Source organism: uncultured Marinobacter sp. (assembly GCF_947259545.1).
Taxonomy (GTDB): Bacteria; Pseudomonadota; Gammaproteobacteria; order Pseudomonadales; family Oleiphilaceae; genus Marinobacter.
On the sequence record NZ_CAMYMK010000002.1, the window covers coordinates 759156 to 775588 of the forward strand.

Below are 16433 nucleotides of genomic sequence, written 5' to 3' on the forward strand. Positions count from 1 at the left end.
CAAGGCGGATCCTTCATGAACTGGCAAGCGCTTTCGACAGCAGGCGTCAAGACCCTTTACCCCGTGCATCGTATGCACGGGGTCATCCTCCTGCTGCTCCTGCTTTTCACACTACTTCTCGGCATGGGCAATTCCCTCCACTCCAGAATGCTCTGGGTGGGGGAACAGACCTGGCCGAACTACTATCTGCTGAATCCGGACGCGACCGAACCCACGTGTAACAGAACGATGGATGTTGAGGCCGAGGTCCAGAAGCGGATTGATGCCTACGAGCCTGATCCGGACGATTTGTTCAGCTCCCCGCCGAACGCAGCCTCCATCAGGGAGTCCCTGGAGCGGAATCTGGCGCTTTGCGGAGAGAAGTACCAGATGTACGCCGAGAACCAGAAGCACGCTACGGCGGCTTTGTCGGTGTTCAAGACCGTGGAGCAGGGGTTCGCCTCATTCCTGCTGGAAAACATTGAGCTGACCAAGTTCCTGTTTATCGCAATGTTTGCGATGGCGGCCGCGATTTCCGCGCTGGATGCCGATCACATTGCGCTGAGGCTGCCTCGCAACCGGGCGGAATGGCGTTTGAGTCAGGGTGTGCAGCTGGTCATTAATGGCCTCATGGTTTTCTCCCTGCTCTCTTACGTCGGGAAGTTGGAAACCTCGCCGGGGTCGGAAGACAATATCGTGCTTCAGAATGCCTGGGCCGCTGTATTCGGGCTGTTCATGGTGATTAACCTGGCGCGCTTTATCAATGTCCCGGAGCGAATGAAGGCGGGGAGTCTGAAAGCCTCCTCTGGCCTGGTGCTGCCGTTGTATTGCGCCATGGGCCTGATCGCGATGAGCTACTTCTTCTTCGTGGACGGTTATTCTTCGGGTCTTGCCATCTACTTCGGCATGATGACCAACCTGTCATCCATGTTTATCAACATCGGTCTGTACGTGTTGGTGGGTATGGCTCTGAAGCAGACGCGTATACCAGAGCTGTTGCTGAACATCATCAAGCCGTTCCATTTGCCTGCGCCGTTGCTGGCGTCTGTGATGATCTTTGCCACGGCATTCCCCACCGCGTTCACCGGGGCGTCCGGTATCTTCATTCTGGCCGTCGGTGGCGTGGTCTACGATGAACTGCGCCGCGCCGGCGCCGGTCGTCAGCTGTCTCTGGCAACGACTGCCATGTCTGGAAGCCTGGGTGTGGTGTTGAATCCGTGCCTGCTGATTGTTGTGGTGGCTGCCCTGAACAAGGAAGTCACAACGACCGAGATGTATGGCTGGGGCTTCTGGGTGTTCATGATGTCAGCCACCCTGTTCTCCATCATTGTGTGCAAGACACAGGGCAACTGGAAACCACGCCCCGCACCGGGTGCATTCCGCGAGGCGCTGAAAGAGCTTCGTCCTCTGGCTCCGTATGCAGCCGTCGCTATCGGTGTGGTACTGGCTATCTGGATCATTCTGGGACTGGGCTTCAATGAGTACAGTGCCCCGATGATTATGCCGCTGGTGATCCTGGCTCTGGTCTATCTGGATGCCAACAAGGACAGCCGGGACGACGGGCAAAGCCGCTCCCAGGCGTTCTGGAGCCGCAGTACTGCCGCCGCCAGTGATGCAGCGGTGCATATCGGGGCGCTGTTGGCGTTGATCGGTTTCTCCATCTGTCTGGGCGGGATCCTGGAGCGGTCTGACATTGTTCATGCCCTGTTCCCGGAGGATCTCACTAGCCCGTGGATTGCCATGCTGGTGATTGTGATCATGCTTACCATCATTGGTATGGTGATGGATCCATTCGGCGCGGTCGTCCTGGTGTCGGCAACCATCGCTCAACCAGCCATTCAGTTGGGTATCGATCCGTTACACTTCTGGATTGTCTGTCTGGTGGCGTTCGAGTTGGGCTATCTCAGCCCGCCGGTTGCGCTGAACCACTTGCTGACCCGTCAGGTGGTGGGCGAAACCGAAGTGTTGGCGGCCGAGCGGACAGGCTCGTTCTGGCATCGATACGAGCGCCTGTTGCTGCCCCTGGCGGTAATGGTGCCGACGCTGCTGATTTCAGCCTTCGTGCCGATGTTGTTCTACGCCCTGTAAGGTGGGTGTAGTTATGCTTCAGAAACCGCCGGTGGGGTAACCTGCCGGCGGTTTTTTTGCATCCCGGTATCGTTCAGGAACGTAATCACAACAGAAGTTGTCAGATAACCGGTGGCACTGTGCTATACCCTTTAGTACATAACACGTATCAATGACAGGAGTCAGGTGGGTGCAGATGTTGACAGAGCGCTTGGGAATCGGTGGTTTGCTCGTAGCCGGGTTGTTGTCCGGATGCGGTGGCGGCGGTGGCGGCGGTAGCGTTTCCGGAGAAGTGGAAGCGGATCTGTCGGGGACCATTTCCATGGAAAGCCGGACCCGTGTGGATATGGATACCGCAGACGATATCCGGGTGGGCCTGGCCGGAGATAACGATTCCAGAAATACCTCCCAGGCACTTCCCAATACTGCAGTGGTGGGCGGCTACCTGAGCTCGTCTCGTGGCACCTATAACACCGACACCGCGGATAATTTTGAGTATTTTACTGACCGTATCGATATATACGCTGCCGAACTCTCGGAAGGGGACCGAATCAATTTCCAGGTCTTCGAATCACCTGGCTCGTATTTCCCGGTAGGAACATTGCCTCCCCAGCGAACCTTGAGGATCGTGGATGCGGATACCGGCCAAGAGGTGATCATCCTCAGTGAGTCTACCGGCTCCCTCCCCATAACCGCAGTGATGGGTACTGGTTTTGAAGAGGGCGCCTATTTTATTGAGTTGAGTACCTCTGGTGGTGCTCCGTTCCGGTATGTGCTGACGCTGGCCAGTGAGAGCTCTGCCAGTGTGATGAATACCCGCTATGCCGAGCCGGATTTTCTGGTTGATGAAGCGGTGGTTACCTTCAGGGCCGAAACTGCCGCGGGGCAGGATGGTCTGGCCGTAGCCCAGGCGATGTCAGCAGCCGAGGCGCGTTACCTGGGTGGACAATCGTGGCGGGTACGTCGCAGTACGGGGCAACCGGTGACAGCGTTGTCGGCTCAAACGCCCGAGCAGAGGCGGACGGAAACCCTGAGCTGGATTCAGCAGCTGGGAGAGAGTGCGGATGTGGACGTTGCAGAACCCAACTACATTTACACGGCCCAACAGATTCAGCCTGATGACGATCCGCTTTACTCGCGGCAATGGAACTATCCGTTGGTCCAATTGCCCCTGGCCTGGCAGGCGGCTCCCGAAGGAGGTCAGGGTGTCGGGATTGCGGTGATGGATACCGGCCTGTTCCGCAACACGCCGTCAGCCAGCGGTGACTGGCATCCCGATATTGACGCCAATGTGAATCTTGTCATCGGTCAGATCATGGATTACGTGTCCGCCGAACTGGATATCGATAGTCGGTGGGGGGATCCGAATGGCCGCGATGCCAATCCCGCGGATCCCGGCGATGGCAGGGCCCAAAGCAGCAGCTTTCATGGTACTCATGTGGCCGGTATCGCCGGTGCGGTGGATAACATGAATGGTGTGATTGGCGTGGCCCCCCTGTCGCGTATTTTGCCCGTTCGGGTGTTGGGTGAAGGTGGCGAAGGTAACGCGGCGGATCTGATCGATGCCATCAACTGGGCAGCGACCCGCAGTGAAATCGATGTGATTAACCTCAGCCTTGGGGGGCTGGGGCCGAGTCAGAGCCTGGAGGCGGCGATCAATAGTGCGACGGACGCCGGTAAACTGGTGGTTGCGGCGGCCGGCAACCAGGGCACGGATGAGCCCATCTATCCGGCCGCATTTGAAAATGTTGTCGGTGTTGGCGCGGTCGATGGCGCGGGTGAGCGCTCGTCCTACTCCAATATCGGTCCCTCCGTGGATCTGGTGGCGCCTGGCGGTGATGCCAGCCGGGATGCCAATCAGGACGGCCAGGCTGATTTGATTATCAGCACCTGGGGCACCGATGACGGTGGCGTTTTTGTCCCTGGATATGCGGGCCTGCAGGGCACATCCATGGCCGCTCCCCATGTGTCTGGGGTCTATGCCCTGATGAAATCCGTGGATGCGGCTATGACACCGGATCGTTTCTTTGCGTTCCTGATCGGCGGCCAACTGACCAGCCCCCCGCCCAATCAGACGGAATATGGCGCTGGCATGATTGACGCTCTTAAATCGGTGGACGCAGCTCTGGATGGGACCACCTCAACCATCCTGGCAGCAAATCCCTCGAGCCTGCAGTTCAATGGGGTGGTCAACCAGCAGCAATTCGATTTCGCCAAGTTTCCCTCCAATGCGAACATTTCGATTGACAGTGTGACCGATTCGGCGCCCTGGCTGGTCGATCTGGAAGCCGGGGCGATCAATACCTCCGAGCCTGTCACCGTTTCAGTGGATACGACAGGACTGGATCAGTCCCAGACGTACAGTACTGATATCGTCATCGAATACAGCGATAATGCCGGCGGGGAGACGGCCAGCCCCCTGACCATTCCAGTGACCCTGCAGTTTGGCGACTCCCCGGAGGATCGGGATGCCGGTCGACACTATGTCTTGCTGGTCAGCACGGATGACAGTCGGGCGACCGAGGCACAAACGGTCGTCAATGCCTCGGAGGGTCAGTACAGTTTCGCATTTGACGAAGTGGAGCCGGGTGAGTATTTCCTGGTGGCGGGCACCGACATGGACAACAACGGATTGATCTGCGAGAACGGCGAAGCCTGTGCCGAATACCCGGTTAACGGCCTGCCTGAAAAAATCGTCATTGGCGATGACCCCCTCTCCGGTGTCACACTGAGCACCAGTTTCAGGCGCCCAACCATTGCCTCTCTGGGCGTGCCTCGTTATGGTTTCGAGGGCTATCGCCTGAAAACCGGTGTCGATGATCAGGAAGAGCCCGTGCGTCAAGTGGAGACAGATCGTTGAAGTTACGTTATGCCAGAGTGGGTTTTGTGGTGAGTGTCCTGTTGTTTGCGGGGTGTGCCGCTACCGTCAGTCGTTCCGAGACGTCAGAGGGTGCCCCCCTGGCCCGACAGGTGACCCAGTCTGATCACTGTGGACTGACCGCGCCTGGAGTGGTCTACGTAGAGCAGTACGATCAGCTTCAGCGCTTGTCCCGATTACCTGCCCAGAACCTGGCTCTGGACACCCTGGCCAGTGTGGATTTTGAACGGGAACATCTGGTGCTGGTCGGGCTGGGGCAGAAACCGACAGGTGGTTACGGGGTTACCCTGGATTCTTCCATCATCGCTGAGGGTGTTCTGGAGCTCGCCGTCAACGTCAGACAGCCTTCCGCTGGTGCCATGGTGACCCAGGCGCTGACCACGCCCTGTGCGGTGATCGCCGTCACTTCGCAGGGCTGGGACCGCCTGCGGGTGTCCGGCACCGGCATGGAAACCGTGACCCGCAAACGCTAGATTTCCTCCCACGGACAATGCTGCCCGGACCACGCCTGCGCCGGGTTCGTCATCGGGGCACAAAACAACCGTTGATCTTTCTCCGTGAATCCCTAAGCTATGGGCCAGTTTGATTACAAATCCGCGGAGTCTCTTCCTGCTTATGAGCCAGAAACAGTATAACGCCGACGCTATTGAAGTCCTGAGTGGTCTGGACCCCGTTCGCAAGCGCCCGGGAATGTACACAGACACCAGTCGCCCCAACCATCTGGCGCAGGAAGTTATCGATAACAGTGTGGATGAAGCCCTCGCTGGCCACGCCCGCCGGATTGACGTGGTGTTGTACGCCGATGGTTCCCTGAGTGTCGAAGACGATGGCCGAGGCATGCCGGTGGATCTTCACAAGGAGGAAGGTCTGCCCGGCGTAGAGCTGATCCTGACCCGCCTGCATGCGGGCGGCAAGTTCTCACAGGGTAACTACAACTTCTCCGGCGGTCTGCACGGGGTCGGGGTGTCGGTGGTGAATGCGCTGTCGACCCACCTGGAAGTGACTATCAAGCGCGACGGTCAGTTACATCGCATGACGTTTGCCGACGGGGATAAAGCTTCCGAGCTGGAAGTCGTTGATAGCGTTGGCAAGCGCAACACGGGTACCCGTCTCAAGTTCACCCCGGATTCGAAGTATTTCGACAGTCCTAACTTCTCCGTCAGTCGTCTGCGCCACAACCTGCGGGCCAAGGCCGTCCTGTGCCCGGGGCTGACAGTGACTTTCGTTCAGGAGAAGACCGGGGAAAAAGACGAGTGGTGCTACGAGGAAGGGTTGCGTGACTATCTGCGCACCGCCCTTGCGGATATCGAGGCCATCCCGCTGGATCCGTTCACTGGCAGTTTCTCCGGTAACAAGGAAGCGGTGGACTGGGCGATCCAGTGGCTGCCAGAAGGCGGCGAGGCGGTGATGGAAAGCTACGTGAACCTGATTCCGACTGCCCAGGGTGGCACCCATGTGAATGGACTGCGTACTGGACTTCTCGAGGCCATGCGGGAGTTCTGTGAGTTTCGCAGCCTGCTGCCCCGGGGAGTCAAGCTGTCTCCGGAAGACATCTGGGAGCGTTGTGCCTACGTGCTGTCATTCAAGATGCAGGAGCCGCAGTTCTCCGGGCAGACCAAGGAGCGTCTGTCTTCACGGGAAGCGGCTGCGTTTATTTCCGGTGTGGTCAAGGATGCCTTCAGCCTGTGGCTGAATCAGCACACCGATGTGGCCGAGGTGCTGGCCGAGCTGTTTATCAGCAATGCCCAGCGTCGATTGCGGGCATCGAAAAAGGTTGCCCGTAAAAAGGTAACGTCCGGCCCGGCGCTCCCGGGCAAGCTGGCGGACTGTTCCGGCAGTGATACCAACCGTTCCGAGCTGTTCCTGGTGGAGGGTGACTCCGCCGGTGGATCCGCCAAGCAGGCCCGGGACCGCGAGTTCCAGGCGGTCATGCCGCTACGAGGCAAGATCCTCAACACCTGGGAAGTGGATTCAGGTGAAATCCTGGCGTCCCAGGAAGTCCATGACATTGCCGTTGCCATCGGTGTGGATCCCGGTTCCGAGGATCTGGCGGGCCTTCGGTACAACAAGATCTGTATCCTCGCGGACGCCGACTCAGACGGGCTGCATATCGCGACCCTGCTGTGCGCCCTGTTCGTCAAGCATTTCCGCCCGCTGGTCAGCGCTGGGCATGTCTTTGTTGCCATGCCGCCGCTGTATCGGGTGGATCTGGGCAAGGAGACTTTCTATGCCCTGGATGAGCATGAAAAGCAGGGCATCCTGGATCGGCTGGCGGCGGAGAATCGCCGTGGCAAAATTTCCGTGACCCGCTTCAAGGGCCTGGGTGAGATGAATCCGCTTCAGCTGCGGGAAACCACCATGGCGCCGGACACTCGCCGCCTGGTCATGCTGACCATTGAAGACGGAGACGACACCGACAGTCGCATGGATATGCTGTTGGGCAAGAAGCGTGCGTCGGATCGCCGGTCCTGGCTGGAAACCTACGGCAATATGGCGGACATCGCCGTTTGATATTCTTTATGGTGCTTTAAAAAGCATCCTTTATTCTTTCTCTGTATTCTGCAAAGCCGTTATCCTGCCCCCTTTGACTTAGGGAAGCAGGGTGTATGGACTGGCAGGGCTGGTTTGCGTTGAGCCTGGCAGGCTTGGCGCTGATACTCATGAGTGTAGGACGGTTTGGCCCTCATCTGGTGATGATGGGGGTGCTTGTCGTGCTGAGTGCCAGTGGTATCATCGCTGCTGATCAGGCTCTGATGGGGTTCAGTAACAGCGGTCTGATTACGGTTGTGGCCATGTTTGTGGTGGCGGCCGGCATTCACCATTCCGGTGGCGTCGACCTGGTGGTCCACCACCTTCTGCGTTCGCCCAAGAGTGTCCGCTCTGCCCAGGCACGGATCGCGTTGCCGGTGTCCCTTCTCAGTGGTTTCCTCAATAACACGCCGGTGGTGGCCACCATGATTCCGGCTGTTCACGCCTGGTCCCGGAAAATCGGTATTTCCCCCTCCAAGCTGATGATTCCTCTCAGCTATTCAGCGATCCTCGGCGGTACCCTCACGCTCATTGGCACCAGTACCAATCTGGTGGTCAACGGCCAGTACCGGCAACTGACCGGAGAAGAGGGGTTCTCGATTTTCTCCATCACCGCCGTGGGCCTGCCGGTGGCGGTGATTGGTATTTCGGTGATGTTGCTGGTGTTGCCTCGGGTTCTTCCGGACCGCAAGGATCAGCAGAAATTCGGATCCATGCGCGAGTTTACCCTGGAAGTGGCGGTTGCTTTCGACGGTCCCCTCGTTGGCAGGAGTGTCGGCGAAGCCGGTTTGCGGGAGCTGGAACGACTGTACCTGGTTGAGATCGAGCGTGACGGCAGCGTGGTGACTGCTGTGCCGTCCGAAGAACGGCTTCAGGGCGGTGACCGCCTTGTGTTCGCGGGCGATACCCAGGCGATCTCAGATCTGCTGCGGATCAATGGCATTGTGCCCTCTGTTCACGATGACGAACCCAGCCTCAGTAAGGACCGCGCGGAACGCCGTCTGGTGGAAGCGGCGCTATCACCGCAGTCTGAAGTGCTGGGCCTGACAATTCGTGATGCCCGCTTTCGCGATCGTTATGGTGCGGTGGTGCTGGCCGTTGCCCGGGGAGGCGAGCGGGTTTCCGGGAATCTGGGCAACATCCGCCTGAAGCCCGGAGATGTCCTGTTGCTGGAAGCCCGTCCGGCTTTTGTGACCCGGCAACGGTACAACAAGGATTTCCTGCTGATCAATGACCTTGAAACCGAGACCCCACGGCATGACCGTGCCTGGCTGTCATGGGGTATCCTGCTGGTGCTGGTCGGATCTGCGGCCTTCGGCCTGTTGAGTATGTTAAACGCTGCCCTGATGGGCGCCGCCCTGATGATTCTCAGTGGCTGCTGTTCCGTGGGGCAGGCTCAGAAAGCGGTGGACGTCCCGGTCGTGCTGACCATTGCGGCATCTTTTGCCCTTGGTGCGGCTCTGGAGCAGACCGGTGCCGCAGGGTACATGGCCGAGGGTATTCTGGGTGTGAGCAACGGCCACCCCTTGCTGACCATCTTCCTGGTGTATTTCACTGTGTCGGTGTTGACCGAAGTCATTACCAACAATGCCGCAGCGGTTCTGGTGATTCCGGTGGTGTTGTCGATGACCAACTCACTCGGTGTGCCTGCCGAACCGTTTGTGATCGCTGTGATGATGGCGGCGTCGGCGAGCTTCGCCACCCCCTTGGGCTATCAGACCAATATGATGGTGTTCGGCCCCGGTGACTATCGCTTTATGGATTTCGTGAAAGTGGGGCTGCCAATGAATATCTTTATTGGCCTGGTGACCGTCGCGGTCATTGCCCTGGTTTACGGCATCGGTCCTATTGCCTGACGCTGTTGATTGAATTGGCGATCAGGTCGCAACAAAGCACTCTCAGCTCCCCCTGGCAGTAATAGCCCAGCGACAGGGTGACACACATGTAGGCACCCGTAATGCAGAGGTATGGCGTAGTAACCTGCAGAGATTCCGGCTGCGCGATTGCCTGTCTCAGATACTGTTGACGGTACCAGTCCGCACTGGTGGTACTTTCCAGTGGGCGGAACCGTGGGTCCAGGCCACTGGCCATGGCTTCAGAGACCAGGGTGTCCTCAATCTGGACGCCCTTGTCATCCACCAGGTAACACCGGGAAACGGCGGGATGTTCAAGCAGTCTCAGGCAAGCCCGTTGCAGCCCGACCCCCTTGTTCAATTTTGTGATGGCTTCGCGGAAGTCGTCTGAGAAATGGTGGATCAATTGGCGGGTGGGATCCCTGGTGACCATGCTCTGGCTTTTGTATTCGTTGAGCAGGAGGTCAAGGTCTGGCGCTCTGGCTGAAATTTCCTCCAGCAGTATGCTGGGCTTCCTGAAGTAGAAACCCTGAACAAAGTCCACGTCGGCATCCACTGCTATCAGGGCCTGATCCCGTGTCTCCACGCCCTCCAGCAGCACCAGGCAGCCGGATTGATGCAAAAGCGAAACGATGCCGTTGAGGATCTGCCGCGCCTTGTCGTCCTCTGTGGCGCGGGTCAGCAGTTTGCGATCCAGTTTCACAATGTCCGGAGAAAGGTTCCAGATACGCTCAAAGTTTGAGTGGCCGGCTCCAAAATCGTCAATGGCGGTGAGGCAGCCGAGTTGCTTGTAGTACGCCACCGTCTCCCGGAGCTTGTCCGGATCGTCCGTCGGCTGTTCCACGATTTCGATGACGATGCGATGAGCGGGGAGGCCGGTTTTTTTCAGTAACTGCCCGAAGAACGAATCCGCCTGGGTGCCGCTGGTGACCACTTGTGGTGATACGTTCAGGAACAGCCAGTTAAGTTGATCATGGAATCCTGTGTAGTTACGGATGTGGAGGTAGCGGCAGAGCCGGTCAAGCAGCAGGTTTTCTGCGTTGGATGTGGGTAGTTGGAAGAGGTGTATCGGTAAGACCGCGGCGTTGTCGTTATCGAAAGCCCGAATCAGTGCTTCGTAGCCGATGACCCGTTTATGGGAGATGCTGTAAATGGGCTGTAGTGCGGTTCTCAGGGTCAGACCCTGATAGTCTGCTGTCCACAAATCGCCTGCCTGGTTGAGCATGGGGGACAGTAAATCGATATCCGGTGCTGTCAGCTTTTCAGGAAGGGATTGAGACATAGGCGGTACTGAATCTATAGACGAATGCATCGAACGGGCTGATTGATAGCCGACCGAACTGTTAAGACAGATTACAGGCGCCTTCTTCAAGCTGGGGGCGACCCTGTGGTGGCGGAAAGGGTGCCAAATTCACTGGGGCTTTGCTACTGGAAAATGTAAAAAAAACAGGTAACGAGGCCTTATTGGAGGCAATAGAGGCTGGGAGGGGAAATTCCGGCGGCCCGGGGGCAGGCCGCCAGGGAATCAATTGTTGCTTGGGACTACAACGCTTTCGTCAAATTCAAGTTCCATGTTTACACCTCTTGTTCGCTGAGCTACCCAGACCGGGTATCGAGTATGTAGCAAGTCTATCTTTTTCATGCTTTCCGGCAATCCGTAGAACCCGTATCAGACCAAAGGCAAAGTCTCCCCGGCTCGAGAGAGTATTTCAGATACACTGGAAACTTTGTGAGGGCCTCTTGGTCAGAAAAACTGACCTAGGCATACAAATCATTTTGGTTGGTTTTCTAACAGGGTCTTCTAGACTGTGCTCTGGCGTTCAGACTGATCAGGGAGTGAGGTTTTCCAGACTATGCAGGTCCGCAATTCTTCCAGTAATTTTGGTGCCGTCAGCATAGTTGTGCACTGGCTGGTGGCATTCACGGTCTTCGGGCTCTTCGGGCTGGGTTACTACATGGTGGGGTTGTCATATTATGACGACTGGTATCGCCTGGCACCGGATATTCATCGCAGCCTGGGTATTCTTCTGTTTCTGGTTGTTCTGTTCCGGGTGGTCTGGCGGTTCGCCAATCCCGCTCCTGAGCCTTTGCCTAGCCATACCCGTTGGGAGGTAACGTCTGCACATTTTGTCCATGTGCTGCTCTATATCCTGTTATTTGTCGCCATGGTCAGCGGTTATCTCATCTCTACCGCGGACGGATCCTCCATCAGTGTGTTCAACTGGTTTGAAGTACCATCCGTCACCGGACAGGTAAAGGGCATGGAAGACATAGCGGGAGATATCCACTACTGGGCTACCTGGGCCATCGTCATCGTGGCGAGCCTCCATGCCCTGGCTGCGGTCAAGCACCATATTCTGGACAAGGACAATACCTTGCGTCGCATGTTGGGTGTCAGCCGCTAACGGCTGCTCCCGAGATCCATCTTATCGTTGGCCCGCGTTGGGCTGTTTTCACAAAGGGAGATGATTATGAGAAAACTATTGCTGGCTTCTGCAGTATCCATGTCCTTGGTTGCAGGGGTTCAGGCATCTGAGCACAGCGGCACCTACGCTTTTGATACCGAGGGGGCTCATCAATTCGTGACGTTCAAGATCTCGCACCTGGGATACAGCTGGCTGTATGGTCGCTTTAATGATTTTGACGGGCAGTTTGTCTTTGATGCCGAAAACCCGGAGAACAGTTCTGTTGAGGTCACCATCGACCCCAGCAGTGTTGATTCCAACCATGCTGAGCGCGACAAGCACCTGCGCAGTGAGGATTTCCTGTATGTGGACGAGTACCCGCAGGCCATCTTCAAGAGCAAGCGTGTGATTCTGGATGAAGATGGCGACGAGGCGGACATCATTGGTGATCTGACTTTGCGTGGTGTGACCAGAGAAGTCACCCTGGAAGCCGAACTGGTGGGCCATGGAGACGACCCCTGGGGTGGCTACCGTATGGGCTTTGCGGCTGAAACCGAGTTGAAACTGTCTGATTTCGGTATTCCGATGGACCTGGGCAAAGCCTCTGAAACTGTCGAGATCGAGATTTCGGTGGAAGGTATTCGTCAGTAATCGAAGTTTGGTGGTCGGGCTGGCGTCTCGTCAGCCCCCGTTTTCTCTGGTAACCAGGTTAACCTGAATCCGCTTTTTCTCTCCGTCGCGCTCCGCTCCACAACGACATAAGTGACGTTGCCGCCAGAACTGGGCAATGAAAATCACCAGCCAGATCAGCAGTCCTGCCCAAAGGTAAGGATCCGCCATATGAAACGTGCCACTAATGGCAAATTCTACGAGCAGCATCAATGCCAGGGCTAGCACCGCGTTCACCATGGCGGTGACCATGGCCTGACCACAGGCTTTCATATTTGGCTTCATAGTGTTCCGCTCGTTCAGAGTTGAAAACGGTCATCTATTCACTGCAGGGGCAGCATACGGCCAGCATTAAAGACTCTCCATGCGGGAATTCCGCTATTGGAAACCCGGTATTCACGCCATCCTGATTGTCCGGAACCGGAGATATTACCTCCAGGTTGTTGGTGTATCGGTGCCTGCGTCCATATAATGTGCCCTCAAACTCAGGGCCGGACATTTCCGGCCGAGGGCAGGCGCAGCCAGCAGAATTCACAACAGGTAAAAAGAGGCATCCATGCCAGAGTTCCAGACAACGGATGAAGGCTTTGAGCGGGTTTCACTAAGGGACTACACGGAAAAGGCCTATCTCGATTATTCCATGTACGTCATCCTCGATCGCGCACTTCCCAACGTCGGGGACGGTCTCAAACCGGTTCAGCGGCGTATTGTGTACGCCATGTCCGAGCTAGGTCTCAAATCTACCTCCAAGTATAAAAAGTCTGCCCGTACCGTGGGCGATGTGCTGGGTAAGTTTCATCCCCACGGTGACAGCGCCTGTTATGAAGCGATGGTGTTGATGGCGCAGCCATTCTCCTATCGTTATCCGCTTGTGGATGGTCAGGGCAACTGGGGTTCCCCGGACGATCCCAAGTCGTTTGCTGCGATGCGTTACACCGAATCCCGCCTGGCCCCGTTTGCCGATGTGCTGCTGAGTGAGCTGGGGCAGGGCACGGTGGACTGGGTGCCCAACTTCGACGGCACCATGGACGAGCCATCGGTGTTGCCTGCGCGGCTGCCCCATGTATTGCTGAATGGCACTACCGGAATTGCGGTAGGGATGGCAACGGATATCCCACCCCACAACGTCAGGGAGGTGACAGCGGCCTGTATCCGCCTGCTGGATCAGCCTGAGGCCACGGTTGATGATCTGTGTGAGCACGTCAAGGGGCCGGACTTCCCGACCGAGGCCGAAATTATCACCCCGAGAAAAGACATCCGCCAGATGTACGAGACCGGTCGCGGCTCCCTGCGGATGCGGGCCCGCTGGATTCGGGAAAGTGGTGAGGTAGTGGTGACCGACCTGCCACACCATGTATCCGGATCGCGGGTGCTTGAACAGATAGCACAGCAGATGCAGACGAAGAAGCTGCCCATGGTGGCGGACCTGAGGGACGAATCGGACCATGAAAACCCGACCCGCCTGGTGATCGTGCCGCGCTCCAATCGAGTGGATCTGGACGGCCTGATGGCCCATCTGTTTGCCAGCACCGATCTGGAGAAAACCTACCGGGTCAATATCAATGTGATCGGTAACGACGGCCGTCCCGGGGTCAAAGGCCTCAAGACCATGCTGACGGAGTGGCTGAGTTTCCGCCGCACCACCGTCACCCGTCGACTCCGGCATCGCCTTGATAAGGTGCTGGCGAGGCTGCATCTTCTTGAGGGCCTGTTGATTGCCTACCTGAACATCGACGAAGTGATTGAAATAATCCGCACCGAGGACAAGCCCAAGCTTGAGTTGATGTCCCGGTTCGGTCTGTCGGCGGAACAGGCGGAAGCCATCCTCGAACTGAAACTGCGCCATTTGGCCAAGCTCGAGGAAATGAAAATCCGTGGTGAGCAGGACGAGCTGTCCGCGGAGCGGGATGAACTGCAGGCTATCCTGGGATCCGAAGATCGTTTGCGCGAGCTGATCAAAGCCGAGCTGCAGGCGGATGCTGAAACCTATGGGGATGACCGTCGGTCTCCCATTGTCGAGCGTGAGGAGGCAAAAGCCTTCAGTGAGGTTGACCTGGTATCCAACGATCCGGTCACCGTAGTGCTTTCTGAAAAAGGCTGGGTGCGCGCAGCCAAGGGCCACGACATTGAGCCTGAGGGGCTTAACTACAAATCCGGTGACCGGTTTGCGATGGCGGCCAAGGGTCGACAGAACCAGCAGGCAGTGTTTCTGGATTCCACCGGACGGGCTTACGCCCTGATGGCTCACAGTTTGCCTTCTGCCCGCGGCCAGGGCGAGCCGTTGACGGGGCGTATCAACCCACCGTCGGGTGCGAGCTTTTCCGGGCTGTTGATGGGGGAGCCGGCACGCAAGGTTTTATTGGTTACCGATGGCGGTTATGGTTTTGTCACCTCTCTGGAAGACATGATCAGCAAGAACCGCAACGGCAAGGCGGTGGTTAGCGTTCCCAAGGGGGCGAAGATCATGCCCCCGGTGACAGTGCCTGTGACGGACAAACCGCTGTATCTGGGGGCGATCTCCAATGAAGGGCGGATGCTGGTGTTCCCGTTGAATGAGCTACCGGAACTGGCCAAAGGCAAGGGTAACAAGATCATCAGCATTCCGTCCGCGAGGGTGCAGAACCGTGAGGAATATGTCGTCGCGGTGGCGGTGTTTGCCGAGGATGATAGTCTTGAGATTCGGGCCGGCAAGCGCAAGATGGGCTTGCAGTTCAGTGATCTTGAACACTACCTGGGCGAGCGGGGCCGGCGTGGTCATAAACTGCCGCGGGGCCTGCAACGGGTGGATGCCATTGAAGTAACGTCGGCCGCCGGTAACGGCACAGAAGAGGAGTTTTCCGACAGTGAGTGAACTGGTCCTGATCAATGTTTCCGGGCGTGACAAGCCCGGTCTCACGTCGGAAATTACCGGGATTATGGGGCAATACGACGTCCGTATTCTGGATATCGGTCAGGCGGTCATTCACGATCACCTTACCTGGGGAATTCTTATCGAGATTCCCGATGCTTCCAAATCCTCGCCGGTAATCCGTGATCTGCTATTCCGCTTGCATGCTCTGGATTTGCAGGTCCGTTTCGCACCGATCACGGAAGCGGATTACCAGACCTGGGCAGCTGCGAGGAACCGCGCCTGCTACATCGTTACCCTGTTATCCCGTGATATCAAGGCCGAACAGATCGCCCATGTGTCGGCGATCACTGCCCGGCATGGCCTGAATATCGATAACATCACCCGGTTGTCGGCCCGACCTTCCCTGAACCCGGCCGAAAACCGGATTGCCTGCGTCGAATTCTCCGTGCGGGGAACACCGTCGGACCTGGAACGGCTCAGGGCCGACTTCCTGCATATTGCCGGCGAAATGAACGTGGATATCGCCTTCCAGGAAGATTCGATTTTCCGCCGCAACCGGCGCCTGGTGGTGTTCGATATGGACTCCACGCTGATTGAAGCGGAGGTCATTGACGAGCTTGCCTTTGAAGCTGGCGTGGGAGATCAGGTCGCGGAGATCACCGAGCGCGCCATGCAGGGGGAGCTGGATTTCAGCCAGAGCTTTGCAGAGCGCCTGGCCCTGCTAAAGGGGCTGGACGAATCTGTGCTTGAGGGTATTGCCAATCGCCTGAGGCTGACCGAGGGCGCGGAGCACCTGATCAGCCGGCTCAAATCCCTGGGCTATCGAACCGCGATCCTCTCAGGTGGCTTCACCTACTTTGCCCGTCATCTGCAGCGCAAGCTCGACATCGACTATATCTATGCCAATGAGCTGGAAATCGAGAACGGCAAGGTCACCGGTCAGGTGTCCGGCCAGATCGTCGATGGTAAGCGCAAGGCCGAACTGTTGCTGGAGATTGCCGAGAGGGAGCATATATCCCGCGAGCAGGTGATCGCCGTAGGTGACGGAGCCAATGATCTGCCGATGCTCAGTCAGGCTGGCCTGGGTGTGGCGTTCCGGGCCAAACCCCTGGTCAAGGAGTCAGCCCGGCATTCCATCTCAACCCTGGGGCTGGATGCCATTCTTTTCCTGATTGGCTATCGGGAAAACGAAGAACGCTAAG

The 16433-nt window shown here is 57.4% G+C and carries 11 protein-coding genes; 9 read left to right on the forward strand and 2 right to left on the reverse strand.

Going from position 1 to position 16433, the window contains the following annotated elements; all coding sequences use genetic code 11:
* Window positions 1-15: 15 nt before the first annotated feature.
* The 5 genes from Q0Y21_RS03670 (at window position 16) to Q0Y21_RS03690 (ending at window position 9309) form a co-directional block, all read left to right on the forward strand.
* Entirely contained in the window at window positions 16-2067 is a 2052-nt protein-coding gene (locus Q0Y21_RS03670; RefSeq protein ID WP_297791657.1) for a TRAP transporter large permease subunit, read from the forward strand.
* A 175-nt stretch (window positions 2068-2242) separates the two neighbouring features.
* On the forward strand, window positions 2243-4906 hold the full coding sequence (locus Q0Y21_RS03675; RefSeq protein WP_297791659.1) for a S8 family serine peptidase: 2664 nt from the start codon (window positions 2243-2245) through the stop codon (window positions 4904-4906).
* A complete protein-coding gene (locus Q0Y21_RS03680; protein WP_297791661.1) occupies window positions 4903-5397 on the forward strand; it encodes a protease complex subunit PrcB family protein in 495 nt (164 codons plus the stop codon). Before Q0Y21_RS03675 ends, Q0Y21_RS03680 begins: the two co-directional genes overlap by 4 nt.
* Window positions 5398-5539: 142 nt before the next feature.
* Complete coding sequence (gene parE / locus Q0Y21_RS03685; RefSeq protein WP_297791663.1) at window positions 5540-7435, forward strand: DNA topoisomerase IV subunit B; 1896 nt, start codon at window positions 5540-5542, stop codon at window positions 7433-7435.
* 95 nt (window positions 7436-7530) lie between these two features.
* Window positions 7531-9309: an SLC13 family permease gene (locus tag Q0Y21_RS03690; RefSeq protein WP_297791665.1), complete on the forward strand. Its 1779-nt coding sequence runs from the start codon at window positions 7531-7533 to the stop codon at window positions 9307-9309.
* Here Q0Y21_RS03690 and Q0Y21_RS03695 read toward each other — a convergent pair.
* A complete protein-coding gene (locus Q0Y21_RS03695) occupies window positions 9299-10588 on the reverse strand; it encodes an EAL domain-containing protein (protein ID WP_297791667.1) in 1290 nt (429 codons plus the stop codon). The two genes, Q0Y21_RS03690 and Q0Y21_RS03695, sit on opposite strands and share 11 nt — an antisense overlap.
* Window positions 10589-11159: 571 nt before the next feature.
* Between Q0Y21_RS03695 and Q0Y21_RS03700 the strand changes: the two genes are divergently transcribed.
* Window positions 11160-11711, forward strand: coding sequence for a cytochrome b (locus Q0Y21_RS03700; RefSeq protein WP_297791669.1), 552 nt, complete (start codon window positions 11160-11162; stop codon window positions 11709-11711).
* A gap of 66 nt (window positions 11712-11777) precedes the next feature.
* Window positions 11778-12362 carry a YceI family protein gene (locus Q0Y21_RS03705; RefSeq protein ID WP_297791671.1) on the forward strand — a complete coding sequence of 195 codons (585 nt, stop codon included), beginning with the start codon at window positions 11778-11780 and terminating at the stop codon, window positions 12360-12362.
* A 30-nt stretch (window positions 12363-12392) separates the two neighbouring features.
* Here Q0Y21_RS03705 and Q0Y21_RS03710 read toward each other — a convergent pair whose 3' ends face one another.
* Window positions 12393-12665 carry a hypothetical protein gene (locus tag Q0Y21_RS03710; protein ID WP_297791673.1) on the reverse strand — a complete coding sequence of 91 codons (273 nt, stop codon included), beginning with the start codon at window positions 12663-12665 and terminating at the stop codon, window positions 12393-12395.
* A gap of 271 nt (window positions 12666-12936) precedes the next feature.
* On the opposite strand from Q0Y21_RS03710, the gene parC reads away from it, so the two are divergent.
* Window positions 12937-15231: a DNA topoisomerase IV subunit A gene (parC, locus tag Q0Y21_RS03715; protein ID WP_297791675.1), complete on the forward strand. Its 2295-nt coding sequence runs from the start codon at window positions 12937-12939 to the stop codon at window positions 15229-15231.
* Window positions 15224-16432, forward strand: a complete 1209-nt coding sequence (gene serB, locus Q0Y21_RS03720; RefSeq protein ID WP_297791677.1) for a phosphoserine phosphatase SerB — start codon at window positions 15224-15226, stop codon at window positions 16430-16432. Before parC ends, serB begins: the two co-directional genes overlap by 8 nt.
* Window position 16433 lies beyond the last annotated feature (1 nt).